This window comes from Streptomonospora salina (assembly GCF_014204715.1).
In the GTDB taxonomy this organism is placed as follows: domain Bacteria; phylum Actinomycetota; class Actinomycetes; order Streptosporangiales; family Streptosporangiaceae; genus Streptomonospora; species Streptomonospora salina.
The window spans coordinates 409,365-435,154 of sequence record NZ_JACHLY010000001.1 but is presented as its reverse complement, the minus strand read 5'-3'; the positions used below and the strand labels follow the sequence as shown (position 1 = coordinate 435,154).

Below are 25,790 nucleotides of genomic sequence, written 5' to 3'. Positions count from 1 at the left end.
AATGGCCGCGCAGCACGTGGAGATCGTCGAGGTCGGACCGCGGGACGGGTTGCAGAACGAGGAGACGCCGCTGCCGCCGGCCCGCAAGGTCGAGCTGATCGAGCGGCTCATCGGCGCCGGGGCCCGCAGGATCGAGGCCGTCAGCTTCGTCGACCCGCGGCGGGTGCCGCAGATGGCCGGCGCCGAGGAGGTCATGGCCGGCGTCCCGCGCCGCGCCGACGTCTCCTACATCGGTCTCGCGCTCAACCGCCGCGGCCTGGACCGTGCGCTGGAGGCCGGAGTCGACGAGGTCAACGTCGCCATCCCCGCCACCGACGGCTTCTGCCGCCGCAACCAGGGCTGCTCGGTCGCCGAGATGACCGACGCCTTCGCCGGAATCGCCGCGGCCGCCGCCGAGGCCGGCATGCCCGTCAGCGCGACCGTTTCCACCGCCTTCGGCTGCCCGTTCGACGGTGAGACCGATCCGGAGCGGGTGGCCGAGGTCGCCCGGCGGGCCGCCGAGGCGGGTGCCGCCGAGGTCGCCCTGGCCGACACCATCGGTGCGGGCGTGCCCGGCCAGGTCGCCGACGTGATCGGGCGGGTCCGCCCGGTCGTCGGGGAAGCCCGGCTGCGCTGCCACTTCCACAACACCCGCAACACCGGTTACGCCAACGCCCACACCGCCGTCGCGCACGGCGTCACCGTGCTGGACGCCAGCGTCGGCGGTTTCGGCGGCTGCCCCTTCGCCCCCGGCGCCACCGGCAACATCGCCACCGAGGACCTCGCCTTCCAGCTCGACCGCAGCGGCCTGCACACCGGCGTCGACGCGGCCGAGACCGCCCGCACGGGCATGTGGCTCGGCTCGGTCCTGGGCGCCGCCCCCACGGCCCTGCTCGGCCGCGCCGGGGAGTTCCCGGCCGTGCGCGGCTGAGACACCGGGACGCCGGCGGCGCGGTGTGCCGGTGCGGACACCGTCGGTAGTATCTGCCTAGGCGGAGCGCGTCCGAGCGCGGCGCCGGTCCCGCCGCGGCCGCGGGGCGCGACCGGCCGCGGAGGCCGACCCGGGCCCGCGGCCGTCCCCTCGTCGAGCCCGAATCCGGGAGTTCCCCCATGCCCACCGCCCCTGTCCCCCCGGTCGTGCGCACCGCCCAGGCGGTCTTCCTGGGGTTCGCCGCCCTGGTCGTCCTGCGCGGGATCCTCGGTATCGCCGGTGCGCTGGTCGCCGGCGGCCAGGAGCCGGGCTATGTCATCGGCTACTTCTCCGTCGGCCCCGTCGTGGCTTTGGGCTTCGCCGGGACTGCGGCGGTGCTGCTCCAGCGCCGGGGCCGGTTCCCCCTCGCCTTCGCGCTGCTGACCGCAGTGGGAATGTGCGGGGCGGGACTGGCGAACCTGGCGGACATCCCGCCGCTGGGGCTGCTCTACGGCGTCCTGGGGGCGACGGCACTGGTGTTCGTGCTCCTGTCCGTGTCGTTCCTGCTCGACCGCGGCGGAGCACAAGTCCGGCAGGCCGGCCCCTACGCCGGTCCCCAGCCCTACCCCGGGCCGCCGTATCAGCCGCCCTACCCGGGGCAGCCGCACGCGGGCGGGCCGTATGCGCAGCAGTACCCGCAGCAGCCCTACGCCGGCGGGCCGTATCCGCAGCAGCACCCGCAGCAGCCCCGCCCCCAGCACGGCGGGCAGCCCTATCCGCCGCCGGCCCCGGGGCAGCCGCCGCCGCACCGGCCTCCCGACGGCGGCCCGGCAGACCGGTAGCGGTTCGCCGCGCCGCGCCGCCGCCCGCATCCCGGCGTCGCGGCAGGGCAGCCCCGCCGCCGCCGGGTGCGGGTGTCGCGCGGGATGTGCCGGGGCGGGGGTGCGGCGCTGTTATCCTGGTGGCCCGTGGAGTCCGAGGTCGCGGACGGGGCCGAGCCCCTTCGGCGCCGGGCACCGCACGGGCCTCCGAGCCGAACCGGGCGCCCGTCGCCGTACGACCACGGGAGCAATCTTTGGCAACCGCCACGAGTACCAAACATCTTTTCGTCACTGGCGGGGTCGCCTCCAGTCTGGGCAAGGGTCTGACCGCATCCAGCCTCGGGCGGCTGCTGAAGTCGCGTGGCCTCCGCGTCACCATGCAGAAGCTCGACCCTTACCTCAACGTCGACCCCGGCACGATGAACCCCTTCCAGCACGGCGAGGTGTTCGTCACCGACGACGGCGCCGAGACCGATCTCGACATCGGCCACTACGAGCGCTTCCTCGACACCGAGCTGTCGGCCTCGGCCAACGTCACCACCGGCCAGGTCTACTCCAGCGTCATCGCCAAGGAGCGCCAGGGCGCCTACCTCGGCGACACCGTGCAGGTGATCCCGCACATCACCAACGAGATCAAGGCGCGCATCTACGCGATGGACTCCGCCGACGTCGACGTGGTCATCACCGAGATCGGCGGCACCGTCGGCGACATCGAGTCCCAGCCCTTCCTGGAGGCGGTGCGCCAGATCCGCCACGAGATCGGCCGCGACGACTGCTTCTTCCTGCACGTGTCGCTGATCCCGTTCCTGGGCCCCGCCGGCGAGCTGAAGACCAAGCCCACCCAGCATTCGGTGGCGGCACTGCGCAACATCGGCATCCAGGCCGACGCGATCGTGTGCCGCTCGGACCGGCCCATTCCGCAGAGCATGAAGAGCAAGCTCAGCCTGATGTGCGACGTGGACGAGGGCGGCGTGGTCTCCACCCCCGACGCCCCCTCGATCTACGACATCCCCAAGGTTCTGCACCGCGAAGGCCTGGACGCCTTCGTCGTGCGCCGCCTGGGCCTGGCCTTCCGCGACGTCGACTGGACCGAGTGGGACAACCTGCTGCGCCGCGTCCACCAGCCCGACCGCGAGGTCACCATCGCCCTCGTCGGCAAGTACATCGACCTGCCCGACGCCTACCTGTCGGTGACCGAGGCGGTGCGTGCCGGAGGCTTCGCCGAGAACACGCGGATCTCACTGCGCTGGGTGGCCAGCGACCAGTGCGATACGCCCGAGGGCGCCGAGCGCGAGCTGGGCGGCGCCGACGGCGTGCTGGTCCCCGGCGGGTTCGGGGTGCGCGGTATCGAGGGCAAACTCGGCGCGATCCGCTACGCCCGCGAGAACCGCATCCCGCTGCTGGGGATCTGCCTGGGGCTGCAGTGCATGGTCATCGAGTACGCCCGCAACGCGGCGGATCTGGCCGGGGCCAACAGCGCCGAGTTCGACGACAAGGCCGAGGACCCGGTCATCTCCACCATGGCCGACCAGACCGACGTCGTCGCCGGCGAGCGCGACATGGGCGGCACGATGCGGCTGGGCCTGTACCCGGCCGAACTGGCCGAGGGCTCCATCGCCCGCGAGCTCTACGGCGAGGACCGCGCCCAGGAGCGCCACCGGCACCGCTACGAGGTCAGCAACGCCTACCGCGCCACGCTGGAGGCGGCCGGGATGGTGTTCTCGGGGCTGTCGCCCGACGGCCGGCTCGTGGAGTACATCGAGCTGCCCCGGGACCGGCACCCCTTCTTCTTCGCCACCCAGGCCCACCCCGAGCTGCGCTCCCGGCCCACCCGCGCCAGCCCCGTGTTCCGCGGACTGGTCGCGGCCGCCGTGGACCACGCGGCGGGCGCCGACGCCGCTCCGGTCGCGGAGGCGGCCCCGCACGGGTCCCCTGAGGCGGCGCTCGCGGAGGCGGACGCGGCTGCCGAGGCGGCGGAGGCGGCCGACACCGCCGAGCGGGCATGACCGGCGAGCCCACGCCCTTCCAGGAGGAGGCCTCCGGCGCGCTCGCCGATCGGCCGGAGAGCTGGAAGGTCGAACGCACCAGTGCGGTCTACAGCGGCGCGAAGACCGCCACCCGGGTCGACCACGTGCACATGCCCGGCCGCGGCGGCGCCGACGAGGTCGTGGCCCGGGAGTACCTGGACCACCCCGGCGCCGTGGCGGCGCTGGCTCTGGACGAGCGCGAGCGTGTGCTGATGCTCGACCAGTACCGCCACCCCGTGGCCCACCGGCTGTGGGAGCTGCCCGCCGGGGTGCGTGACGAGGAGGGCGAGCGGCCGGTCGCCACCGCCGCGCGCGAGCTGCGCGAGGAAGCGGGCTTCGCCGCCGAGGACTGGTACGAGCTAGCGGACTTCTTCCCCTCGCCCGGTTTCTCCAGTGAGCGCATCCAGGTGTTCCTGGGGCGCGGGCCGACCCGCCTGGACGAGGCCGAGATCGGCTTCGACCGCATCCACGAGGAGACCGACATGGTGCTGCGGTGGGTGTCGCTGCAGGAAGCCGTGCAAGCGGTGCTGGAGGGGCGGGTGCGCAACGGCGCCGCTGCGGTGGGCGTGCTGGCGGCCGCCGCGGCGTCCCGCGGCTCTTTCGCCTCCCTGCGGTCGGCCCGCACCGGCGGTTAGGACCTCCGGGCCGCGGCGCGCAGGATCCGCCGCGGCCCTGAGCGCGCCCCGAAACCCGCCCGCCTTCCGCCGATCCTGCTCTTTCGTCCGAATCGGTGGGGTTGCGTGCCATGTCGGTGGTGGCGGCATCGCGGTGGTTGCTGGCGGTATCGCCGTGTCGAGCCGCCGATGTCGCCCGCCTGTGGCATGATCGCCCCGAAGCTCTGAGCCCTCGGCACGGCGGAAGGCGGGTGATCCCGACGGTGTCCCCCGAACACGGGAGCGCCCGCGCAGAGCCCGCCGCCGCGCTGGACGCGGCTGTGGCCGGATACCTCGACCACTTGGCGGTCGAACGCGGCCTGGCCGCCAACACGCTGTCCTCCTACCGCCGCGACCTGCGCCGCTACCTGGAGTTCCTGGCCGGGCGGGGCATCGGTTCGCCGGCGGCGGTCGCCGAGACCGACGTCGCCGAATTCCTGCGCCGGCTGCGCGAAGGCGACACCGACCACCCCCCGCTGGGCGGGAACTCCGCCGGGCGCGCCGTGGTCGCCGTACGCGGCCTGCACCGCTTCGCCCTGCGCGAAGGACTGTCCGCCACCGACCCCGCAGGCGGGGTGCGCCCTCCCACGCCCGCGCGGCGCCTGCCCAAAGCGGTATCGCTGGAGGCGATCGAGTCGCTGCTGGGCGCCGTTCCCGGCGAGGGCGAACCCCGCTCCCTGCGCGACCGCGCCCTGCTCGAACTGCTCTACGGTACCGGGGCGCGCATCTCCGAGGCGGTGGGCCTGGACGTCGACGACATCACCCGGCTCGCCCCCGAACCCGCCCCCGGCCACGATGCCCCCGCCGACGCCGGACCCGAGGACGGCGTCGCCGCCGTGCGCTACCGCGGCAAGGGCGGCAAGGAGCGCCTCGTGCCGATCGGGCGCTTCGCCCGTGCCGCGCTCGACTCCTATCTGGTGCGCGCCCGGCCGGTGCTGGCGGCCTCGGGCCGCGGAGCGCCCGCGCTCTTCCTCAACGCCCGCGGCGGGCGGCTGACCCGCCAGGGCGCCTGGACGGTGCTGCGCGCGGCCGCCGAGCGCGCCGGACTCAGCGACGTCTCGCCGCACACCCTGCGCCACTCCTTCGCCACGCACCTGATCGACGGCGGCGCCGACGTGCGCGTGGTCCAGGAGCTGCTGGGCCACGCCTCGGTGACCACCACGCAGGTCTACACCATGGTCACCGTCGACCGGCTGCGCGAGGTCTACGCCGCCAGCCACCCGCGCGCCAATGCCGCGGGGTGAGCCTTCGGAGCCGAGAGTTCGCGGCACGGCCGAGCTGCGTCGAGTGTCGCGTTGAACGATCGTGCACGGAGGCTCTAGAGTCGCGGCACGGCAGTTGGTTGCTGTCGACATATTGAGTTTTTCCGGCGGCCGGTACGTCGGGGGCGCAGCGGCGCTCGCACACGCCGGTCCGTAGGGAGGTCAAGGGTTGTGAGCTGGTCGGAGTACGACGATGCGGGGCCGGGGGCGCCCATCGACGAAAGCATGCCGGACTCCCCGGCGAGCAACCCATGGGGGGCAACGCGCAGCACGGGGGCTGAACTGCAAGCGAACAGACCTAAGCCGGAGTATCCGGATCCGGAGCCGTTGGACAGCCACGGTCCGGCACGGATTGTAGCACTGTGTAACCAGAAAGGCGGAGTCGGTAAGACCACCACGACCATCAACCTCGGCGCCGCCATGGCCGAGTACGGCAGACGCGTGCTGCTCGTCGACTTCGACCCGCAGGGGGCGCTGTCGGTGGGCCTGGGGCGGCTCGACCCGCGCGAGCTTGAGCTCACCGTCTACAACCTGCTCATGGAACGCGACGTCGGCGTCGAGGACGTGCTGCTCAAGACCGATATCGACGGCCTCGACCTGATCCCGAGCAACATCGACCTGTCCGCGGCCGAGGTGCAGCTGGTGGGGGAGGTGGCGCGGGAGCAGATGCTCGCGCGCGCCCTGCGCCCGGTCGTGCAGGACTACGACGTCGTGCTCATCGACTGCCAGCCCTCGCTGGGGCTGCTCACCGTCAACGCGCTCACCGCGTCCGACGGGGTCGTGGTACCGCTGGAGTGCGAGTTCTTCGCGCTGCGCGGCGTCGCGCTGCTCATGGACACCATCCAGAAGGTGCAGGAGCGGCTCAACGAGCAGCTTGTCATCGACGGGTTCCTGGGCACCATGTACGACCCGCGAACGCTGCATGCGCGCGAGGTCCTGTCGACCATCGTCGACGGATTCGGCGACAAGGTCTACGGCACCGTCATCAACCGCACCGTCCGCTTCCCCGACGCCACTGTCGCGGGTGAGCCGATAACGCGGTTCGACACGTCGTCGGCCGGTGCCAATTCCTATCGGGAACTCGCGAAGGAGGTGCTGGCCCGGTGGCCAAACAGCGGTCACGGCGCGTGACCCTGCCGGGTGCGGACGAGCTGTTCTTCCGCTCATCCGACCCCGAAGAGCCTGAGCCCGAGCCCGCACAGTCCACCGCGGCGGCCGACACCCGGCAGTACGCCCAGCAGCCGGAGGCCCACGAGGCCGCAACCGGCTCCGCCGCGCCTGCACAGGCGCCGGCGCCGCGCGGGCTGCAGCCGACGCCGCCGCGGCCCAGCGGCAGGCAGCGCCACGACGAGAAGATCACCGTCTACATCTCGGCTCCCGAGCTGATCGCTCTGGAGCAGACCCGCCTGGTCCTGCGCGGCGACCACGGGCTGACCGCCGACCGCGGCCGGATCGTGCGCGAGGCCGTCGCGGTGCTGCTCGCCGACTTCGAGGAGAACGGCGACGCGAGCATGCTCGTGCAGCGTCTGACCGATTACTGAGCCGTCCGCCGGTGTGCGGTGGCAACCTGGGACGATGAACCGACCTGACACGATCCCGCCGTATGGCGGCTGACGAGGAGGAGGCCGCCGACGGCGGGTTCCACGTCCACCTCGACAACTTCGAGGGGCCCTTCGACCTGCTGTTGGGGCTCATCTCCAAGCACAGACTCGATATCACCGAGGTGTCCCTGTCGAAGGTCACCGACGAGTTCATGGCCTACATCCGGGCCCACGGCGAGTCCTGGGACCTGGACCAGGCCAGCCACTTCCTCGTGGTGGCGGCCACGCTGCTGGATCTGAAAGCGGCGCGGCTGCTGCCGCGCGGGGAGATCGACGACGAGGCCGACCTCGCTCTGCTGGAGGCCCGCGACCTGCTGTTCGCGCGGCTGCTGCAGTACCGCGCCTACAAGCAGGTCGCCGGCATGCTGTCGGAGCGCCTGGCCGCGCAGGGGCGCCGCTTCCCGCGTGCCGTCCGGATGGAGGAGCGCTTCGCCGGTGCGCGGCCCGACGTGTTCATCAAGCTCGGCCCCCAGGAGTTCGCGATGCTGGCGGCGCGGGTGTTCACGCCCGAAGAGCCGCCGAGCGTACCGGTCACCCACATCCACCAGACGCGCACGTCGGTGCGCGAGCAGGCCGACATCGTGGTGCGCGCGCTGCGCGAGCACGGCAGTCTCACGTTCGCCGAGCTGACCGCGGACTGCGGCGGTACGTTCGAGGTCGTCGCGCGGTTCCTGGCGCTTCTGGAGCTCTACCGTGCGGGCGGCGTCGACTTCGACCAGCCGGAACCGCTCGCCGAGCTGACAGTGATCTGGACCGGCGGCGAGGGGGACGCGATCGCCGTCTCCGACGAGTTCGACCAGACCAAGCACGGCGCCGAGGAGGGTGCGTGAGCACGGCAGATCAGCAGGACACCGGCACCGGGGCCGATGCGCCCGTATCGGCGGCCGCTCTGCGGCGGGGCCTGGAGGCCGTGCTCATGGTGGTGGACCAGCCCGTGCCCGAGTACGAACTCGCCCGCGCCTTCGACCGCTCGGTCGCAGAGATCACACGGGTGCTGGAAGAGCTCTCCCGCGAGTACACCGACCAGGACCGCGGTTTCGACCTGCGCCGGGTCGCCGACGGCTGGCGCTTCTACACCCGCCCGGAATGCGCAGGCGTCGTCGAGCATTTCCTCAAGGAGGGCCAGGAAGTGCGGTTGACCCAGGCCGCCCTCGAAACCCTGGCGGTGGTGGCCTACCGCCAGCCGGTCTCGCGGGGCCGGGTGTCGGCCGTACGCGGTGTGAACTGTGACGGCGTTATGCGTACCCTTGTATTGAGGGGGCTCATCGAGGAAGCCGGGCACGACTCGGAGTCCGGCGCGCACCTGTTCCGCACGACGAACTACTTCCTGGAGCGGCTCGGCCTGCGCGATCTGGACGAGCTGCCCGATCTCGCCCCGTTCCTGCCTGACGACATCGAAGGTTTTGACGACACCGGTGAACAAGCCACATAAGAATTCCCAGTCCCGCGGTGAGCGGGACGCCGACGACCGCCGCGCCGGGCGCGGCCGGTCCGCCCCGCGCGGTGAGCGCGGCGACCAGAACAACCCCGACAAGGGCCGGGGGCGCGGCGGCGGTTCGCCCGCGCGCGGCCAGGCCAAGGGATCGGGTCCGGCCCGCGGGGGTTCGCCCGCGCGCGGCCAGGCCAAGGGCTCCGGTGCGTCCGGTGGCGGTGCGTCCGCCCGCGGTCAGGACAAGGGCGGCGGCTCCTCCGGCGGGCCCTCCCGCGGGGGTTCGCCCGCGCGCAGCCAGGCCAAGGGCCCCGGTGCGTCCGGAAGCGGTTCGCCCGCGCGCGGCCAGGCGAAAGGTTCCGACCGGTCCCGCGGCGGCTCCGGCGAGCGCCGGTCCCGCCAGAGCGCCGACCGTCCCGGACGCCAGAACCACGGGGGCGGCAGCAACTACCGCGATCCCGTACTGCGCGCCGAGGCCGAGCGCGGCCGCGGCGCCAAACGCGGAGAACAGCAGGACGGATCGGGGGAGAAGCGCCCCGCCTCGCGCGTCTACGCCCGCCGCGAGGACCGCCCGGCCGGTCGGCGTCCCGCGCCCCGCGACAACCGCGACAGCGGCGTGCCGCGCGGCGGCGGCGACGCCGAGCGCGACCTTTCGCGTGCCGCCCGCGCCCGGCTCAACACGCTGCGCACCGAGTACGACCCCGGCGACGACGACCGCCCCGGCGACGACCGCGACGCCTACACCGACGTCCCGGGCGGCATCCGACTGCAGAAAGCCCTGGCCCAAGCTGGCGTCGCCAGTCGGCGCGCCAGCGAGGAGCTGATCGTCGAAGGGCGCGTCAGCGTCGACGGGCACACCGTGCGCCGGTTCGGCGCCCGCGTCGACCCCGAGGCGTCCGAGATCCGCGTCGACGGCATGCTCGTCGCCGTGTCGCCGGAAAAGCGCTACTTCGCGCTGCACAAGCCGCGCGGCGTGGTGAGCACCATGTGGGACCCCGAGGGCCGCCCCACTCTGGCCGACTACACCGGAACCACCGAGGACCGCCTGTTCCACGTGGGCCGCCTCGACACCGAGACCGAAGGCCTGATCCTGCTCACCAACGACGGCGAGCTGGCCAACCGGTTGACCCACCCGAGCTACCAGGTGGTCAAGACCTACGTCGCCAAGGTCCCCGGCCCGATACCGCGCGAGATCGGCCGCCGCGTCCGCGCCGGCATCGATCTCGACGACGGCCCCGTCAAGGTCGACGCGTTCCGGATCGTCGAGAACGGCGAACCGCACGCCCTGGTCGAAGTCCAGTTGCACGAGGGGCGCAAGCACATCGTGCGCCGCCTGCTGGAGGCCGTGGACCACCCGGCGATCGAGCTCGCCCGCAGCCAGATCGGCCCCGTGGGTATCAACACCCTCAAGCCGGGGACCATGCGCGCGCTGACAGCCGCCGAGGTCAGCGAGCTCTATACCGCCGCAGGCATGTAGCCGGCGGCGTCTTCACCCCCCGTCGGCGCACGCCGCCGACGGGGGTCCGCTGTTTCGACGACGAAGGACGGACGAGAAGTGGCAGTACGAGCGATCCGGGGCGCGGTGCAGGTCGACGCGGACGAGCGCGACCAGATCCTGGAGGCCACCGCCGAACTGGTATCGGAGGTCCTCCAGCGCAACGGGATCACCACCGAGGACGTCATCAGCGTGCTGTTCACCTCCACCCCCGACCTCACCGCCGAGTTCCCGGCGCTGGCGGCGCGCAAGCTCGGCTTCAGCGAGGTTCCGCTGATGTGCGCCAGCGAGATCGCGGTGCCCCGCGCCCTGCCCCGCGTCGTGCGCCTGATGGCCCACATCGAGACCGATCGGTCCCGCGCCGATCTGCACCACGTCTACCTGCGCGGCGCCCAGGCCCTGCGCCTGGACATCGCCCAGTAGACGGGTTCCGGAGCCCCCGGGCTCCCGGGAATCCGGTTCGCCGGCTCCGGCCTGCGCACCCCTCCGCCCGCGGCGGCGGGGCGGGGCCGTCGACTACGCTGGAACCCGGACGGACCGGTGCCGGTGCAGCGCACAGCCGTGCGCGTACCACAAGGCCGGGTGCGGGAAGTATCAGGACAAGGAGCGACGTGGCCAGGATCGAACGCGCGGTCGTCATGGGAGCCGGGCTGGTCGGAACCTCGATCGCACTGGCGCTGCGCGAGAACGGCACCCGGGTCGCCATCAGCGACCCCGACCCCGCCGCCCTGCGGTTGTCCTGCGAACTCGGAGCCGGCGAGCCGCTCGGCGAGGACGCCCCCGCCCGCCCCGCCGACATCGCCGTCGTCGCCGCACCGCCCTCGGCCGTTCCCGCCGCGGTGCGCAGCGCCCAGGACCGCGGCCTGGCCCACGTCTACACCGACGCCGCCAGTGTCAAAGACGGCGTCGTCGCCGCGGCCGAGCGGGCCGGCTGCGACATGGCCACCTTCGTCCCCGGGCACCCCATGGCCGGCGGCGAGCGCAGCGGCCCCAGCGCCGCCCGCGCCGACCTGTTCCTCGGCCGCTCCTGGGCGCTGTGCCCCACCGGCAAAGCCGACTCCGGCGCCGTGGCCGCGGTCCGCGAGGTGATCCGCCTGTGCGGCGCCCGGCCGGTGCCTATCGACGCCGCCGCCCACGACCGCGCCGTTGCCCTGGTCTCCCACGCCCCCCATGTCGCCGCGGCCGCCGTCGCGGCGCGGCTGCTGGAGGGCGACGACACGGCGCTGTCCCTGGCGGGCCAAGGCGTGCGCGACGTCACCCGCATCGCCGCCGGCGACCCCCGGTTGTGGTGGGAGATCCTCAGCCACAACGCCGGACCGGTCGCCGACGTGCTGGAAGCCGTCTCCGCCGACCTGAGCGCCTCCGCCGCCGCGTTGCGCGGGGCCGCCGCCGAGGGCGCCGCCTCCACCGGCCCCGCGCCCGAGGCCGTCGGCGGACTGCTGGAGCGCGGTGTGCGCGGCCGCGGGCGTGTACCCGGAAAGCACGGCGGCGGGCGCACCCCCGAATACGCGGTGGTGCCGGTGCTCGTCCCCGACGAGCCCGACGCCTTGGGGCGGCTCTTCCGCACCGCCGGAGAATCCGGAGTCAACATCGAGGACGTGCGCCTGGACCACTCCTACGGCCTGCCGATGGGCGTGGCCCAGCTGTCCGTGGCACCCGACGCCGCCGAGCGCCTCGCGAGCGTGCTGCGCGAGCGCGGCTATTCGGTCCACTGACGGAACCCGGCGGGCGCGCACCCGCCGGACCCCGCGCTCCGCCGCCGGCACGGCGGTGCCGAAGAGCCGCCGGCGCCTGTAGGCTGAACCGTTGAGATGAGATGGATGCAGTACATCCCGGAGGAGAACACCACGTGAGCGCGCAAGGCAGCGCCGAGGGAACCGTCGTGGCCATCGACGGTCCCTCGGGGTCGGGCAAATCCAGCACGGCCAGGGGCGTCGCCTCGGCGCGCGGTTTGTGGTATCTCGACACCGGGGCGATGTATCGGGCCATGACCTGGTGGATGCAGCACCACCGGATCGACGTCGACGACGCGGCAGCCGTCGCGGAGGCGGCCGGGCGCCCGGACATCACGATGGGCACCGACCCCGCCGACCCCACAGTCCGTGTGGACGGCAGGGACGTCGCCCGCGAGATCCGCACCCGGGAGGTCACCGCGCAGGTGAGCGCCGTCAGCGCGGTGCCTGCGGTGCGGAACCGGCTCGTCGCCGAGCAGCGCGAGGTCATCGCGCGGGGGCGGCGCCGAGCCGGAGGTATCGTCGTCGAAGGGCGCGACATCACCACCGTCGTGGCCCCCGACGCCGCGGTCAAGATCTACCTGACCGCCAGCGCCGCGGCCAGAGCCGACCGGCGCAGCGGTGAACTCGGCGGCGACGTCGGTGCCGTCCAGGCCGACCTCGTTCGCCGCGACCGGATCGACTCCAGCCGCGAAGACTCGCCCCTGACGCAGACCGCCGACGCCCTGGAGCTGGAGACCACCGGCCTGGGGCTCGACGACGTCGTGGCGATCGTGCTCGAACTGGTCGACCGCGCCGGCGGTTCCGGCGCGGCGCAGACGGCCGGGGAGGGGCGGGCCGAGAGCTCCGCCGCCCGTTAGGGCGGTGCGCCGCCGCATGCGGGCAGGGCCGTCCGGCGGCCTCCCGCCGGCGGCGCAGGCCCGGCGGGCAGGGAAACCGCGGGTAGGCGGGATCGCGGATCGGCGACCCGCACGCGGACTTGCCGGCGGAGGAGCTCGGCCACAGCGGGCCGGCACGGCGCCGGCCGCGCACCAAGGGGCGGCGGCCCCACGGCCGCCGCCCGGAAACCAGCCGTGCCCGGTGCGGGCACGGCCGTCATTCCGCTCCGCGGCACGCGATCCTGGGCGCGCGGGGCGGCGAAACCGGGAGTCAGGCATATGAGTGAGAACAACCCCGACCTCGACGGGCCGCCCGACGGCGGCGACGAGGAAACCGAGGTCAAACCCGTGGTCGCCGTGGTCGGTCGGCCCAACGTCGGAAAGTCGTCCCTGGTCAACCGCATCATCGGCCGGCGCGAGGCGGTCGTGGAGGACGTCCCCGGCGTCACCCGCGACCGGGTCGCCTACGACTCCGAGTGGCAATCACAGGAGTTCACCCTGGTCGACACGGGCGGATGGGAGACGGGCGCCTCCGGGCTCGCGGGCAGCGTCGCCGGCCAGGCCGAGTACGCCGCCCGGGCCGCTGACGCCATCCTGTTCGTCGTCGACGCCACCGTGGGCGCCACCGACGCCGACGAAGCGGTCGCGCGTGTGCTGCACCGCTCCGGCAAGCCGGTCGTCCTCGCCGCCAACAAGGTCGACGGGGAGCTGCAGGAGCCCGACGCCCTGGCGCTGTGGAACCTCGGCATCGGCGAGCCGTTCCCGATCAGCGCCCTGCACGGGCGCGGCACCGGCGACATGCTCGACGCCGTGACCGCCGTGCTGCCGGAGACGCCCGAGGGGGAGGGCGAGGACGAGGACGCTCCGCGCCGGATCGCCCTGGTGGGCAGGCCCAACGTCGGCAAGTCCAGCCTGCTCAACCGGATCGCCCGCGAGGACCGCGTGGTCGTGGACACCAAGGCCGGCACGACCCGCGACGCGGTCGACGAGGTCGTGGAGTTGGGCGGTCGACCGTGGACCTTCATCGACACCGCGGGGATCCGCCGCCGCTTCCGTGCACTGCAGGGCGCCGACTACTACGCCACCGTGCGCACGTCGCAGGCGCTGGACCGCGCCGAGGTGGCCGTGGTGCTGATGGACGTCAGCGAGCCGCTCGCCGAGCAGGACATCCGCGTGGTCGAGCAGGTCGTGGAAGCGGGCCGCGCACTGGTGCTGGCGTTCAACAAGTGGGACACGCTCGACGACGAGCGGCGCTACTACCTGGAGAAGGAGATCGACCGCCAGCTCTCCCGGGTCTCCTGGGCACCGCGCGTCAACATCTCCGCCAGTACCGGCCGCCACGTGGAGCGCCTCGTGCCCGCGCTGGAGACCAGTCTCGCGGGGTGGGACACCCGCATCTCCACCGGCCGTCTCAACGGCTGGCTCAAGGAGCTGGTGGCGGCCACTCCGCCGCCGGTGCGCGGGGGCAAGCAGCCCAAGATCCTGTTCGCCACCCAGGCCGACGCCCGGCCTCCGCAGTTCGTGCTGTTCACCACGGGGTTCCTGGAGGACAACTACCGCCGCTTCATCGAGCGGCGCCTGCGCGAGGACTTCGGCTTCCACGGCAGTCCGATCAAGCTGACCATGCGCATCCGCGAAAAGCAGGGCAAGGGCGGCGGGCGCAAGGCCGCCCGCGGCAGCACCCGCCGCGACTGGCGGCGCTGAGGCCCTCGCCGACGGGCCCTGCCCGCACCGAGAGCATCGGAGCGGGCAGCGCCCGTCGGCGTTGGCGGGCGGGGCGCGTGCTCGGAGCCGTCCGGCCCGCCCGTGCCGCCGCCCCGACACGTCGGCGCCCCGGAGGTCCGCCCGGCGCCGGACGGCACCTGGCAGACTCGGTGCCGGCGGCGCGGCCGCGCGAGCCGCCGTCCGGCGACGTACAGGAGCAGCCATGGACATCGAGGTCACCGACGTCCCCGACCGAAAGCGCTACGAGGCCCGAACCGGAGGCGAGGTCGCCGGTTTCGCGGAATACCAGACGACCGACGAGCTTGTGGTCTTCACCCACACCGAGGTCGACTCCGCCTACGAGGGCTACGGGGTGGGCGGTGCACTGGTGCGCGGGGCCCTCGACGACGTCCGCCGCCGCGGCCTGGCCGTGCTGCCGGTCTGCCCGTTCGTCAAAGGCTGGATCCAGCGCCACCGCGACTACGCCGACCTCGTCTACCAGGCCCGAACCGGTACCGTGAGCGACTGAGCGCCGCGCGCGGGGACGTCGAGGGGCGGCGCCGCGGACGGAATGCGCCCGTGGCACGATCGGCCCATGGCTTCGACGATCCCGGCGCGGTCCACAGCGGTCCTGGCCCTGCACTGGCAGGTGAACACCACCCGTCCCGAGGGCTTCTTCGGCGCTATGCTCAGCGGCCCCGTGCGCAGCAGCGGCGTCATCGAGCGGGCCGCGCGGTTCCACGCCGCGGCCCGGTCGGCGGGTGCGAGCGTGGTCTTCACCCGGTTCACCGTTCCCGAAGGCGAAGGCGCCCTGGTCCGCAACACCGCGTTCATGGCCGCCGTCGGCGACGCCCAAGAGCGCTTCCGGCCCGACGCTCCCGGAGCCGCTCTGATCGCCGAGACGGGCCCGGCCGAGGGCGACCTCGTCGTCGACGGCCAGCGTCTGTCGGGCCTGTCCGGCGAGCTGCCCGGACGCTTGGCGGCGCTGGGGATCGACACCCTGCTCGTCACCGGGGTGGCCACCAACCTCACCGTCGAGCAGACCGCGCGCCACGGCACCGAACTCGGCTTCACCGTCCACCCGGTCTCCGACTGCGTCGCAGCGGGCGACCCGGCCGCCCACGAGGCTTCCCTCGCCGATCTGGACCTGGCCACCGCCGGCTGCCTGAGCGCGCAGCAGGCCCTCGACCGGCTGGGGTGAGAGAGCGTCGGAGCACCCCTCGTGGCCGTACTCGGTGGGGAAAGCCGCGTGCGCGTGGAGGACGGAAACGCCGTGTCTGCCGGTTCGCCGGGTACTCGAACACCTGGTGGGCGCTGACCGAGTCCGACACGGGCCGGTGGGGACGGGTCAGCGAGACCGATTTCCAGGGCGGCGACTGCGAGGCCGACGCCGGTCTGCCGCACGGCGCCGGACAGGGCGTGTGACGGCCGCGTGCCGAGGACGCTGACGGCCCGACCGCCGTTCAGACCGGACCGGCCGAAGCCGGCCGGTGTTGCCGGGCGGCCCGGCGCCGCACGGGTGCGGTCTCGCACCGGGGCCGCACCCGCGGTATCCAGAGCCCGCCGTCCGGCGGCGGACCCGGGAACGCGGGGCGGCCGGGGGCGCCGGCGCCCCCGGGTGAGCCGTCAGGCGGCCCGCACCGCCAGCACCTCGGCCAGTGTCGCCAGCTCCACCCGGCCCGGGGTGCGCGCCGCCGCGAGCGCTCCCGGCGCGAGCAGGACGCGGCAGCCCGCTCGTTCGGCGGCCAGGGCGCCGCTGGGGGAGTCCTCCACCGCCCAGCAGCGCGCCGGGTCGACGTCGAGTTCCCGGGCTCCCAGCAGGTAGGGCTCGGGTTCGGGTTTGCGCCGGGTGACCTCTCCGGCGGTGACCACGGCGTCGAAGAGGCCGGGGCCCAGCGCGGCCAGCGAGATCTCGGCGACCCGCCGCGGCGAGGAGGTGACCAGGGCCAGCGGGACGCCTGCCGCGCGCAGCCCGTGGACCGCGTCCAGCGCCCCTTCCAGTACGGGGACCTCGCCCTCCAGGAGGCCGGCGACGCGCCCCACGATGCGGTCGCGCAGCGCGTCCAGTTCGTCCTCGGTGGCGTCGGTGCCGGTGTGGCGGGCCAGCAGCCGCATGGTCGTCCGGTCGTCGGTTCCGGTGATGGCCTCGCGCACCTCCGGCGTCAGCGGCCGGCCCAGCTCGGCGGCCACCTCGCTCAAGGCGACGCCCCACAGCGGCTCGGAGTCCACGAGGGTGCCGTCCAGGTCCCACAGCACCGCCTGCGGCCGCGGAGCACCGGTCAGCTCGGACGTCAACGCCATGCTTCTCCCATCATCCCACCGCTTGCGCCCATGCAGCGGTCCTCGGCCCGGGTCGGCGCAGTCGCGCCGGCAGGGTCGTCCACCAGCATCGCAGCCGCCGCCGCCCGCCCGGAGGCCGCGTCCGGCCGACCGGCGCGGACCGGCGCCTCCGGCGTCGTGATCCGGCACGCACCGGGAAGCGCCGGCCGCGGTGGCGCCGTCTAGCAGGATACGGCCCGTCCCCGGCCGCCGGAGGACCCCTACGGCGGTGGGCGCACCCTCCGACCGGACCGTCCGCCCCCGCCAACCGGCGCGGAATACCCGAAAGGGAGGGGGAATCAAAGGTAAAGTTCTCCCCCGTTTGGTTTTCGTTGGGTTATTTCCTATAGTGGTTGCCGAGGAAGCGAATCCCATGGCGCTGATTGAGAAGATCGAGGTACCGGCATGTCTCGGAAGGTTGAAGTCACGCTCGTCGACGACCTGGACGGTGGAACCGCCGATGAGTCGGTCGAGTTCGGCGTCGACGGGAAGAGCTACCAGATCGATCTCAGTTCCGAAAACGCGAATGAGCTCCGCGCGGCCCTCTCCCAGTATTTGCAGGGGGCGCGCAAGGTTCCGCAGTCCGGCCGCCGGGGGCAGCAGGGGCGCAAGAAAACCGGAGGCGGAAGCAGCCGCCGGGCGTCGGAGATCCGCTCCTGGGCCAAGCAGGCCGGCAAGCAGGTAAACGACCGCGGGCGTATTCCGGCTGAGATCGTGGCCGAATACGAGGCCGCGCATCGCTGAGACCGAATGCGGGGATCGCTCACCGGGTGGGCGGATCCCGCACAGGAGACGACTTCGGGGGCGGGCCGGCGGCCAACACCGTTGTTTTAGGGTGTTTTCGCTGGTGGGGTGAGGCGCCAGATGTGGACGCGATGTCGGGTTCTACCCGAGGCGGGTGTGGCGCGCTTGCGGGTGAGGAACCGGAAGGAGCGCCGGGTGACCTCACGGGGTGCGGACCGCCGGCGCCGCCGGGGCAGCAGGTCGTCCCAGAGCTCGTCGAAGGCCCACACGTCCAGTACGGCCAGGTCCTCAGGGGGAAAAACGCCCACCGGTCCGGTTGACCGAGCGGCGGGCGGTGTTGAGCGCGGTGGTGAAGCTGATGCGGTCGGGATCGAGCTGTGCGTACCCGGCGGCGCGGGTGATCAGGTCCGAGACCGCCTGATAGACCAGCAGCAGCGCCCAGGCCTCCTGACGGATGAGGTCGGGACTCTGGGAGCGGAACCGCACCGTCGTTCCGCCGCGCAGTTCGGTCTTGACCGCGTCGTAGAGGATCTCCGATTCCCAGCGGGCCGCGTACAGCCCCGGGAAGTCGGCGATGGGGTGGAGCACCGGGTCGATCAGGCTGGTGACCAGGGTGATCGTCTCCCCGGCCGTGGTGTGGCCGCCGTGTGCGGTGACGGTGTCGGTGTAGACGGTGTACTCGACCACACGCACCAGCGGACCGCCCTTGGACAGGTGCGCGGTGTAGGAGCCGTCGGCCAGGACCTCGACGGGGGCCAGGGCGAACTGGGCGCCGGCGCGCATGATGACCTGGGCGCCGGTGGCGGTGATCGTGCAGTACAGGTCGCTGCCGCAAAACCCCGAGTCGAAGACCGTGAGCATGTCGGGCGCGAACGAGGCCGCCATGCGCTCGCACAGGGCTTTCTCGCTGGTGGTGTAGGCGTCGAAGGACGCGTCGATGAGGCAGCGGGTGCCGATCTCGCAGTGGGCGACCAGACGCAGTTGAGGGAAGGCCCCCTCAGAGGGGCCGCCGAACGCGGCCCGGTTCGCGGTGGTGTCGGGGGTGTCCAGGCAGGTGCCGTCCACCGCAGTCAGGCGGTAGCCGCGCCACCATGCTCCCGGGGTGTCGCTCTCGGCCAGGGGCCCGGCGGTGCGGGCGAAGAGCAGCGTGAGGGGTTCGGTGCCCAGCCGCTGCCGGGCCCGGCTCACGCTGGAGGCCTCGGGCGCGCCCGAGGCCGGCACGGCCAACTCCCGGGCCCCGCCGCTGAACGCGCAGCCGTCAGCCAGCCTGCGCCAGACCTCTTTGTAGGAGAGGTTGCGCCACAGCCACAGCGCCAGGACCAAGTACAGGGTCAGCCGTGCGGGCAGCTCGCGCCGCCGTTGCTGGAGGGCGCCGCCCCGGGTGGCCACCTCCTCGACCAGGTGCGGGTCGAAGGTCTGGGTCAGCACCCCGAAAGAGGCGCGGTCAGCCGCGTTCGTCACGCCATCGAGTATCCCGCGGGTAGAGGCGGCCGCGAACCCTCGGTGCCAGGCTCGCACCACCCCGAGGCCCTTACCAGCGAAGATGCCCTAAAACAACGGTGTTGGGGCCGGCGGCCCGCCCCCGAAGTCGTCTCAGCTTTTCTTGAACCCGATTCCGGCCATGCCCAGCTGCTCGCCGGGCGTCAGGTTGTCGCTGTCGACGAGTTCGTCGGGGCGCCACAGAGCGGTGTAGCTCACGCCCGGTTCGATGAGGCCGAAATCACCGAAGTGGTAGGCGATCTCCTCGGGTGTGCGCGCCCATCCTTCCTCCAGGTTCTCGCGTGTGATCCGGGCGAGTTCCCGCTGCGCGGGCAGCCCGGTGTCCACCAGCGATGTGGCGAACAGGCAGCTGCCCGGGGCGAGGGCGTCGCGGTAGGCGCCGACCACCGTGTCGGCGACGTCGGGCGAGAGGTAGTGCAGCATCCCCACGAGCATCAGGGCGACGGGGCGGTCGAAGTCGAGCAGCGCGTGCGCCTCGGGACTGCCCAATACCGCCGCGGGACGGCGCACGTCGCCGGTCACGACCCGGGCGTTGGCGTTCCCGGCGAGCAGCGCCCGCCCGTGCACGGCCACCAGCGGGTCGATGTCGACGTAGACCACCCGCGCATCCGGGTTGTGCGCCTGGGCGACCTCGTGGGTGTTCTGCACGGTGGGCAGGCCGCTGCCCAGATCGAGGAACTGGTCGATGCCGGCCTCGGCCGCCAGGTGCCGCACGCCGCGCACCAGCACCTTGCGGTTCTCCTCCGCCGACTCCTTCAGGCCGGGGACGCTGCGGGTCGCGTACTCCGCCAGTTCCCGGTCGGCCGCGTAGTTGTCCCGGCCTCCCAGCAACGCGTCGTAGGCGCGCGACGGTCGGCGTGCCGGTGTCCAGGCCCGGCGGCGGCCACTGCGCGTCGTTCCGGTCGTCGCGATCCTGGGACATCCTCGCAAACCTCCGCGGGTGTGGGGGACGCGGTTGCGGCCATCGTAGGTCGGCCGGCCGGTCCCGTCCCGGTGCGGCGGTCAGGCGGGCCGGGGCGGCAGCGGCAGGGGGAGCGCGGGGAGGCCGTCGATGCTGGCGGCGTTGTACTCCTTGGCCGCGCAGTACTCGGCGAACTCCGCATCGGATTCGCGGCCGAAAAGGTCGGCGTGCAGGGAGCGCTCCTCCCGGTAATCCATCAGCGGGACCGCGAAACCGCAGCTGTCGCTGATCCGCTCGGCGTCGACCACGACCACGGCGCGGCCCCCGGGGCGTCGGCGCCGGAGAAGGCGGCCGCCGACTCCGCGAATCCGGGGTCGTCGCGGAACACGGGACGTCCGCGTCCGTGCACGCGCACAACCGTGGGCGGTCCCGTGAACGCGCACCACATGAGCGTGATTCTGCCGTTTTCGCGCAGGTGGGCGAGGGTCTCGGCGTGGCTGCCGCTGAAGTCGAGGTAGGCCAGGGTGTGCTCGTCGACCACGGCCGGCGATCCGGCGCGGCCTTTCGGCGAGAGGTTGACGCGGCCGCTTCCCGAAATCGGCGCTGTGGCCACGAAGAAGACCGGCTGCTCGTCGATGAAGCGGTGCAGTCGTTCGTCGATGCGGTCGTAGACCTTGCCCATACCGCCGCCGCGCCCCCGACCCGGCGAGACCCGGGGCCGGCGGCGGGGGAGATCCGACCGGCGGCACCGTCCGGCACCGCCCGGGTTGTGGCGCCGAATCCCGGATCCGGCGTAGCTTCACGGGCATGCGCATACTCGTCACCGGCGGAGCCGGGTTCATCGGGTCCCATGTCGTCGCCGCGCTCGCCGGCGCCGGGCACGAACCGGTCGTGCTGGACACGCGGCCGCCGCACGACCGGGCGGGCGCAGGCGGCAACGCCGAGCGCATCACGTGCGACGTCCGCGACGCCGAAGCGGTCGAGGCGGCGCTGGGCGGCGTCGGCGCCGTATGCCACCAGGCGGCGATGGTGGGGCTGTCGCCCGACTTCGACGACGCGCCCGCCTACGTCGGAGTGAACGACCTGGGCACCGCCGTGCTGCTGGCGGCGATGGCGCGCGCCGGGGTCGGCGATCTGGTGCTGGCCGGGTCGATGGTGGTCTACGGGGAGGGCCGCTACACCTGCCCCCGCCACGGCGACGTCAGCCCCGGGCCGCGGCGGCCCGCCGAGCTGGACGCGGGGCGGTTCGAACCGCCGTGCCCCGAGTGCGGCGCCGCCGTGGAACCCGGAGCGGTGTCCGAGGACGCTGCGACCGACCCCCGCAGCGTCTACGCCGCCACGAAACTCGCCCAAGAGCACCTCGCCGCCGCCTGGGCCCGTTCGACGGGCGGGCGCGCGATCGCGCTGCGCTACCACAACGTCTACGGTCCCGGAATGCCCCGCGACACGCCCTACGCCGGCGTCGCCTCGTTCTTCCGGTCGGCGCTGGCGCGCGGCGAAGCGCCCGCGGTCTTCGAGGACGGGCGGCAGCGGCGCGACTTCGTGCACGTGCGCGACATCGCCGGCGCCAACACCGCCGCGCTCGGTGCCCTCGCCGACCGCGAGGACGGCACCCTGCGGGCCTACAACGCCGGCAGCGGAACACCGCACACCGTCGGGGAGACGGCCGAGGAGCTGTCCCGGGCCCACGGGGGGCCGTCCCCCCGCGTCACCGGCGAGTACCGGCTCGGCGACGTCCGCCACATCACGGCCTCCTCCCGGAGGTTGATGGAGGAGTCGGATTGGCGTCCCCGCGTCGGATTCGCGGAGGGTATGGCCGAGTTCGCCGCGGCGCCGCCCGGTGCGGCCTCCGCACCGGCCGGCTGACGGAGGCGGAGCCCGCCCGCCCCCCGTGCTCCGTCGAGAAACGGCGGCCGTTCCGGGTCGCTCCACCGCCGCCGGCTCCGAACGACGAGTGGTGTTCCTGGTCGCTACTACGGCGTAGCGGGGTAGGAGAGAACGAAGAGTGAACGCACTCTGACCTTTCGTCAGTCCGTCGGCGACGGGGCGAGCACCGGCGGGTCCGGCCATCGGCCGGGCACCGCCGGAGGGTGCCGGGTCCGCGGCACCGCCGACACCGCGGGCCCGGCGCCTATGCGCGCACCGCCGCCACCGGCGCAGGAGGTGCCATGGGCGAAGGCGAGCCGCGCGGCGGCTCGGAGGAGGAATCGGCGGCGGGGCGCGACGGCACCGCGCACGGGCCCCCGCTTGCCGAGGTGGTGCTGCCGTGCCTGGACGAGGCCGCGGCCCTGCCGTGGGTGCTGGACCGCATACCACCGGGATGGCGGGCGATCGTCGTCGACAACGGATCCACCGACGGATCCGCGGGCGTCGCGGCGCAGGCGGGCGCACGCGTCGTCACCGAGCCCCGGCGCGGGTTCGGCGCGGCCTGCCACGCCGGTCTGCGCGCCGCCGCAGCGGAGTACGTCTGCTTCTGCGACTGCGACGGCTCCTTGGACCCCGCGCTGCTCGCGCCGATGGTCGAGTCGGTGCGCAGCGGCGCCGCCGACCTCGTGGTGGGCCGGCGCCGGCCCACCGTCCGCCGGGCCTGGCCCGTGCACGCGCGTGCGGGCAACGCCGCCGTGGTGCGCATGCTCCGGCGGCGCACCGGGGTGCGCCTGGGCGACATCGGGCCGATGCGCGCCGCGCGCCGCAGCGCACTCCTGGGTCTCGGTCTCACCGACCGGCGCTCCGGCTATCCGCTGCAGATGGTGGTGCACGCCGCCGACGCGGGCTGGCGCATCGGCGAGGTCGACGTCGCCTACACCCCCCGCAGCGGACGCTCCAAAGTCACCGGAACCTGGCGGGGCACTTGGACGGCCGTGCGCGACATGCGGTCGGTGCTGAGCCGGCCGCCCGCGCCGGCCCGCCCGTCCGAGGAGGCGCGATGACGGCGCCGGGCGGCCGCCGCGACGGCCCCGCCGCGGCGGACCCGGGCACGCGGCCCCCGCCCCTCCCGGAGCACGCACCCGCCCCGCCCCCGGCGGGCCGCGACGCCCCCACCGGGCCGACGGCGTTGCTGGTCATCGCCAAGGAACCCGTCCCGGGCCGGGTGAAGACGCGGCTGGCACCCGCGTGCACCGCGCAGGAGGCCGCCGACGTCGCCGCCGCTGCCCTGGCCGACACGCTGGACACGGCGCTGGCCGCACCGGTCCGGCGCAGAGTGCTGGTGCTCAGCGGCGCCCCGGGGCCGTGGCTGCCCGAACGCGGTTTCGAGGTCGTCGGGCAGGCCCCGGGCGGCCTCGACGAGCGGCTCGCCGCGGCCTTCGCCGCCTGCTCGGGGCCCACGCTGCTGATCGGCATGGACACACCGCAGGCCACCCCGGCCGTGCTCGGCCCGGCGCTGGCCGCCGACGCCTGGCACCGCGCCGACGCCTGGTTCGGGCCCGCCGAGGACGGCGGGTTCTGGGCGCTGGGCATGGCCGAGCCCGACCCGCGGCTGCTGCGCGGCGTTCCCATGTCCACCGACCGCACCGGCGCGATCCAGCGCGAGCGCCTCGTGCGCGCCGGCCTGCGGGTAGGCGACCTGCCCGCGCTGGTCGACGCCGACACGCCCGAAGCCGCGGCCCGCGTCGCCCGCGCCGCCCCCGGAAGCCGGTTCGCCGCGGCCTGGCGGCGCCGCGGTTCGGCAGGCGCCTGATGGCACCCGGAACCGCGCACGCGTGGGGAGCGGACCGCGCCGCCGATCCCTACTCCCGAGCGCTGGGCACCGGGCGCGGCCCGTTGTTCCTGCGCTGCGCGGACGGGAGGGTGCTGCCATTGGAGATCGAACGCTGGTGCGCCCGCCCCGACTCCGCCGACACCGCCGTCCTGCGGCGCTGCCGCGGCACGGTGCTCGACGTCGGCTGCGGCCCCGGGCGGATCGTGGCCGACCTCGCCGGACGCGGGTGCCGGGCCCTGGGCGTGGACGCCCACCCGGACGCGGTGCGGCGCGCCCGGGAGGCCGGCGGCCGGGCGCTGTGCCGCAGCGTGTTCGACCGGCTGCCCGGCGAGGGCCGCTGGGGCACGGTGCTGCTGCTGGACGGCAACATCGGGATCGGCGGCGCCCCCGAACGGCTGTTCGCGCGGTTGGCCGATGTCGTTGCTCCGAACGGCCGGCTGCTGGTCGAGGCGGCGGGCGAGGACGTCGACGAGCGGATGGCGGTGCACGTCTGCGACGGCCGGGGCCGGTGCAGCGCCCCGTTCCGGTGGGCGCGCGTGGGTGTGAACGCGTTGGCCGCCGCGGCGGCCAACGCGGGTCTGGAGGTGACCGAGACGTGGAACATGCGAAGCAGGGTGTTCGCCGCCCTGCGCAGAGCGTGACGGGCGGCGACGCCGACGGCTGCGCGGCACCGGGGCCGTGCCGTGGGTAGCCGGCCGACGCCGTCCCCGGCCCCCGGAGCAGCGCCGCAGGACCGCCCCGTTCGGTCCGCCCGCCGTCCCGACGTGATCACGGCGGTGGCCGCCGCCGTGCTGGTCGCCCTCGCCGCCGTCGCCGGCGTGCTGATCGAGCGGGCCGGGCAGAAGCTCTACGTCGACTGGGAGCCGCTGTCGTCGGACTGGGCGCCCCACGTCGGCCCCGGAACCCTGCCCGCGCTGGCGATCGCCGTTGCCGTAGCGGGCTGGGGGCCGACCGTCGCGGCCCGATTGCGCTGGCGCACGCTGGTGCTGTCGGCCTGGGGCGCGACTATGGCCTGGACTTTCGCGCTCGCCCTGGTCGACGGCTGGGAGCAGGGCATCGCGGGCCGCCTGCGCGCCAAGCACGAGTACCTGTTGGCCATGGACCGCTGGGACGACGCTGGCGCGGCGCTGCGCGGCTTCACCGACCACATCCTCATCGACGTGCCGGGAAACTGGCCGGCCCACGTCGCCGGGCACCCGCCCGGCGCGATGCTGACCTTCGTCGGACTGGACCGCATCGGGTTGGGCGGAGGCGCCTGGGCGGGCGTGTTCTGCATCGTCGTGGGAACCTCGGCCGCGGCGGCGATCCTGATCGCTCTGCGCGCGCTCGGCGCCGCGCCGGCGGCGCGCCTGGCCGCGCCGTTCGTCGTGCTGGCGCCCGCCGCGGTGTGGGTGGGCACGTCGGCCGACGGCTACTTCGCGGCGGTCACCGCCTGGGGGCTGGCGCTGCTCGCCCTGGCCGGGACGGCGGAGCGCACCGCCGCACGCTGGGCCGCGGCGCTGGGGGCGGGCCTGCTTCTGGGCTGGGTGCTGTACCTGTCCTACGGCCTGACCCTGGCGGCGATCCTCGCCCTGGCGGTGGTGGCCTGCACGCGCACTCTGCGCCCGCTGCCCCTGGCGGTGGTCGGCGCGGCGGCGGTCGCCGCGGCGTTCACCGCCGCGGGGTTCTGGTGGCTGGAGGGCTACGACCTGCTGGTCACGCGCTACTTCCAGGGGGTGGGCGGCGAGCGGCCCCAGTACTACTGGGCCTGGGCCAATCTCGCCGTCGTGGTGATCACCGCGGGCCCCGCGGCGATCGCCGGGCTGCGCCGCGCCGTGCTCGCCGCCCCGGGCGCCGTGAAGCGCCTGCGCCGCGCGCCTCCCGAGGGGGCCGACGCCCTGGTGGTGCTGGCGACCGCCGCGGCGCTGGCGATCGCCGCCGCCGACCTGTCCGGGATGAGCAAAGGCGAGACCGAGCGGATCTGGCTGCCGTTCGTGGTGTGGGTGGTCCCGGCTGCGGCGCTGCTGCCCGCGCGCGACCACCGGGTGTGGCTGGCTGTGCAGGCCGCGCTTGCCCTGGCGGCCAACCACCTGCTGCTCAACGGCTGGTGACGACGGGACGCATCCCGCGGCGCCGGGCGCCCGGCACCGCGGGA

Annotated in this window: 28 protein-coding genes; 22 read left to right on the top strand and 6 right to left on the bottom strand. The window is 74.0% G+C overall.

The window, feature by feature from the left end; translation table 11 throughout:
• Position 1: 1 nt before the first annotated feature.
• The 16 genes from HNR25_RS02025 (at position 2) to HNR25_RS01950 (ending at position 15,693) form a co-directional block, all read left to right on the top strand.
• Positions 2-910 (top strand): hydroxymethylglutaryl-CoA lyase, encoded by a 909-nt coding sequence (locus tag HNR25_RS02025; protein ID WP_184632954.1) that lies wholly within the window; start codon positions 2-4, stop codon positions 908-910.
• A gap of 179 nt (positions 911-1,089) precedes the next feature.
• On the top strand, positions 1,090-1,731 hold the full coding sequence (locus tag HNR25_RS02020; RefSeq protein ID WP_184632952.1) for a hypothetical protein: 642 nt from the start codon (positions 1,090-1,092) through the stop codon (positions 1,729-1,731).
• Between the two features lie 233 nt (positions 1,732-1,964).
• Positions 1,965-3,716, top strand: a complete 1,752-nt coding sequence (gene pyrG / locus HNR25_RS02015; protein ID WP_184632950.1) for a CTP synthase — start codon at positions 1,965-1,967, stop codon at positions 3,714-3,716.
• Positions 3,713-4,372 carry an NUDIX domain-containing protein gene (locus tag HNR25_RS02010; protein ID WP_184632948.1) on the top strand — a complete coding sequence of 220 codons (660 nt, stop codon included), beginning with the start codon at positions 3,713-3,715 and terminating at the stop codon, positions 4,370-4,372. The genes pyrG and HNR25_RS02010 overlap by 4 nt, the downstream gene beginning before the upstream one ends.
• A 242-nt stretch (positions 4,373-4,614) precedes the next feature.
• Positions 4,615-5,634 (top strand): site-specific tyrosine recombinase XerD, encoded by a 1,020-nt coding sequence (locus HNR25_RS02005; RefSeq protein WP_376767533.1) that lies wholly within the window; start codon positions 4,615-4,617, stop codon positions 5,632-5,634.
• 189 nt (positions 5,635-5,823) lie between these two features.
• A complete protein-coding gene (locus HNR25_RS02000) occupies positions 5,824-6,783 on the top strand; it encodes a ParA family protein (RefSeq protein WP_184632946.1) in 960 nt (319 codons plus the stop codon).
• Entirely contained in the window at positions 6,756-7,193 is a 438-nt protein-coding gene (locus HNR25_RS01995) for a hypothetical protein (RefSeq protein WP_184632944.1), read from the top strand. The genes HNR25_RS02000 and HNR25_RS01995 overlap by 28 nt, the downstream gene beginning before the upstream one ends.
• A 62-nt stretch (positions 7,194-7,255) precedes the next feature.
• Positions 7,256-8,083: a segregation and condensation protein A gene (locus tag HNR25_RS01990; protein WP_184632942.1), complete on the top strand. Its 828-nt coding sequence runs from the start codon at positions 7,256-7,258 to the stop codon at positions 8,081-8,083.
• A complete protein-coding gene (scpB, locus tag HNR25_RS01985; RefSeq protein WP_376767408.1) occupies positions 8,080-8,685 on the top strand; it encodes an SMC-Scp complex subunit ScpB in 606 nt (201 codons plus the stop codon). The genes HNR25_RS01990 and scpB overlap by 4 nt, the downstream gene beginning before the upstream one ends.
• Complete coding sequence (locus tag HNR25_RS26730; protein ID WP_184632940.1) at positions 8,669-10,159, top strand: pseudouridine synthase; 1,491 nt, start codon at positions 8,669-8,671, stop codon at positions 10,157-10,159. Before scpB ends, HNR25_RS26730 begins: the two co-directional genes overlap by 17 nt.
• Positions 10,160-10,237: 78 nt before the next feature.
• The gene (gene aroH / locus HNR25_RS01975; RefSeq protein ID WP_184632938.1) at positions 10,238-10,600 is read left to right on the top strand and encodes a chorismate mutase; all 363 of its coding nucleotides are present in this window, start codon (positions 10,238-10,240) and stop codon (positions 10,598-10,600) included.
• Between the two features lie 188 nt (positions 10,601-10,788).
• A complete protein-coding gene (locus HNR25_RS01970; protein WP_184632936.1) occupies positions 10,789-11,892 on the top strand; it encodes a prephenate dehydrogenase in 1,104 nt (367 codons plus the stop codon).
• 134 nt (positions 11,893-12,026) lie between these two features.
• Complete coding sequence (gene cmk / locus HNR25_RS01965; protein WP_184632934.1) at positions 12,027-12,770, top strand: (d)CMP kinase; 744 nt, start codon at positions 12,027-12,029, stop codon at positions 12,768-12,770.
• Between the two features lie 297 nt (positions 12,771-13,067).
• A complete protein-coding gene (der, locus tag HNR25_RS01960; protein WP_184632932.1) occupies positions 13,068-14,492 on the top strand; it encodes a ribosome biogenesis GTPase Der in 1,425 nt (474 codons plus the stop codon).
• A gap of 223 nt (positions 14,493-14,715) precedes the next feature.
• The gene (locus tag HNR25_RS01955) at positions 14,716-15,021 is read left to right on the top strand and encodes a GNAT family N-acetyltransferase (RefSeq protein WP_184632930.1); all 306 of its coding nucleotides are present in this window, start codon (positions 14,716-14,718) and stop codon (positions 15,019-15,021) included.
• Between the two features lie 66 nt (positions 15,022-15,087).
• Positions 15,088-15,693, top strand: a complete 606-nt coding sequence (locus HNR25_RS01950) for a cysteine hydrolase family protein (protein ID WP_184632928.1) — start codon at positions 15,088-15,090, stop codon at positions 15,691-15,693.
• A gap of 425 nt (positions 15,694-16,118) precedes the next feature.
• Here HNR25_RS01950 and HNR25_RS01945 read toward each other — a convergent pair whose 3' ends face one another.
• Positions 16,119-16,793 (bottom strand): HAD family hydrolase, encoded by a 675-nt coding sequence (locus HNR25_RS01945; protein WP_184632925.1) that lies wholly within the window; start codon positions 16,791-16,793, stop codon positions 16,119-16,121.
• 423 nt (positions 16,794-17,216) lie between these two features.
• Between HNR25_RS01945 and HNR25_RS01940 the strand changes: the two genes are divergently transcribed.
• Positions 17,217-17,555 (top strand): histone-like nucleoid-structuring protein Lsr2, encoded by a 339-nt coding sequence (locus HNR25_RS01940; RefSeq protein ID WP_184632923.1) that lies wholly within the window; start codon positions 17,217-17,219, stop codon positions 17,553-17,555.
• An 86-nt stretch (positions 17,556-17,641) separates the two neighbouring features.
• Here the strand turns inward: HNR25_RS01940 and HNR25_RS01935 are convergent, their stop codons facing one another.
• From HNR25_RS01935 to HNR25_RS01920, 5 genes are all read right to left on the bottom strand, one after another.
• Positions 17,642-17,863, bottom strand: a complete 222-nt coding sequence (locus HNR25_RS01935) for a hypothetical protein (protein ID WP_184632921.1) — start codon at positions 17,861-17,863, stop codon at positions 17,642-17,644.
• A complete protein-coding gene (locus tag HNR25_RS01930) occupies positions 17,844-19,016 on the bottom strand; it encodes an IS4 family transposase (protein WP_026129722.1) in 1,173 nt (390 codons plus the stop codon). The genes HNR25_RS01935 and HNR25_RS01930 overlap by 20 nt, the downstream gene beginning before the upstream one ends.
• A 132-nt stretch (positions 19,017-19,148) precedes the next feature.
• Positions 19,149-19,886, bottom strand: a complete 738-nt coding sequence (locus tag HNR25_RS01925; protein WP_246463501.1) for an SAM-dependent methyltransferase — start codon at positions 19,884-19,886, stop codon at positions 19,149-19,151.
• A gap of 171 nt (positions 19,887-20,057) precedes the next feature.
• Positions 20,058-20,213 carry a hypothetical protein gene (locus HNR25_RS26725; protein ID WP_312862303.1) on the bottom strand — a complete coding sequence of 52 codons (156 nt, stop codon included), beginning with the start codon at positions 20,211-20,213 and terminating at the stop codon, positions 20,058-20,060.
• Positions 20,213-20,638 carry a pyridoxamine 5'-phosphate oxidase family protein gene (locus tag HNR25_RS01920; protein WP_312862302.1) on the bottom strand — a complete coding sequence of 142 codons (426 nt, stop codon included), beginning with the start codon at positions 20,636-20,638 and terminating at the stop codon, positions 20,213-20,215. Before HNR25_RS01920 ends, HNR25_RS26725 begins: the two co-directional genes overlap by 1 nt.
• 125 nt (positions 20,639-20,763) lie before the next feature.
• Between HNR25_RS01920 and HNR25_RS01915 the strand changes: the two genes are divergently transcribed.
• The 5 genes from HNR25_RS01915 (at position 20,764) to HNR25_RS01895 (ending at position 25,746) form a co-directional block, all read left to right on the top strand.
• A complete protein-coding gene (locus HNR25_RS01915) occupies positions 20,764-21,822 on the top strand; it encodes an NAD-dependent epimerase/dehydratase family protein (protein ID WP_184632919.1) in 1,059 nt (352 codons plus the stop codon).
• Between the two features lie 302 nt (positions 21,823-22,124).
• A complete protein-coding gene (locus tag HNR25_RS01910) occupies positions 22,125-22,886 on the top strand; it encodes a glycosyltransferase family 2 protein (protein ID WP_184632917.1) in 762 nt (253 codons plus the stop codon).
• A complete protein-coding gene (locus tag HNR25_RS01905; protein WP_184632915.1) occupies positions 22,883-23,635 on the top strand; it encodes a TIGR04282 family arsenosugar biosynthesis glycosyltransferase in 753 nt (250 codons plus the stop codon). Before HNR25_RS01910 ends, HNR25_RS01905 begins: the two co-directional genes overlap by 4 nt.
• Entirely contained in the window at positions 23,635-24,297 is a 663-nt protein-coding gene (locus HNR25_RS01900) for a class I SAM-dependent methyltransferase (protein ID WP_184632913.1), read from the top strand. Before HNR25_RS01905 ends, HNR25_RS01900 begins: the two co-directional genes overlap by 1 nt.
• 123 nt (positions 24,298-24,420) lie before the next feature.
• Positions 24,421-25,746, top strand: a complete 1,326-nt coding sequence (locus HNR25_RS01895; RefSeq protein WP_221457408.1) for a hypothetical protein — start codon at positions 24,421-24,423, stop codon at positions 25,744-25,746.
• The last annotated feature ends 44 nt before the right edge of the window (positions 25,747-25,790 follow it).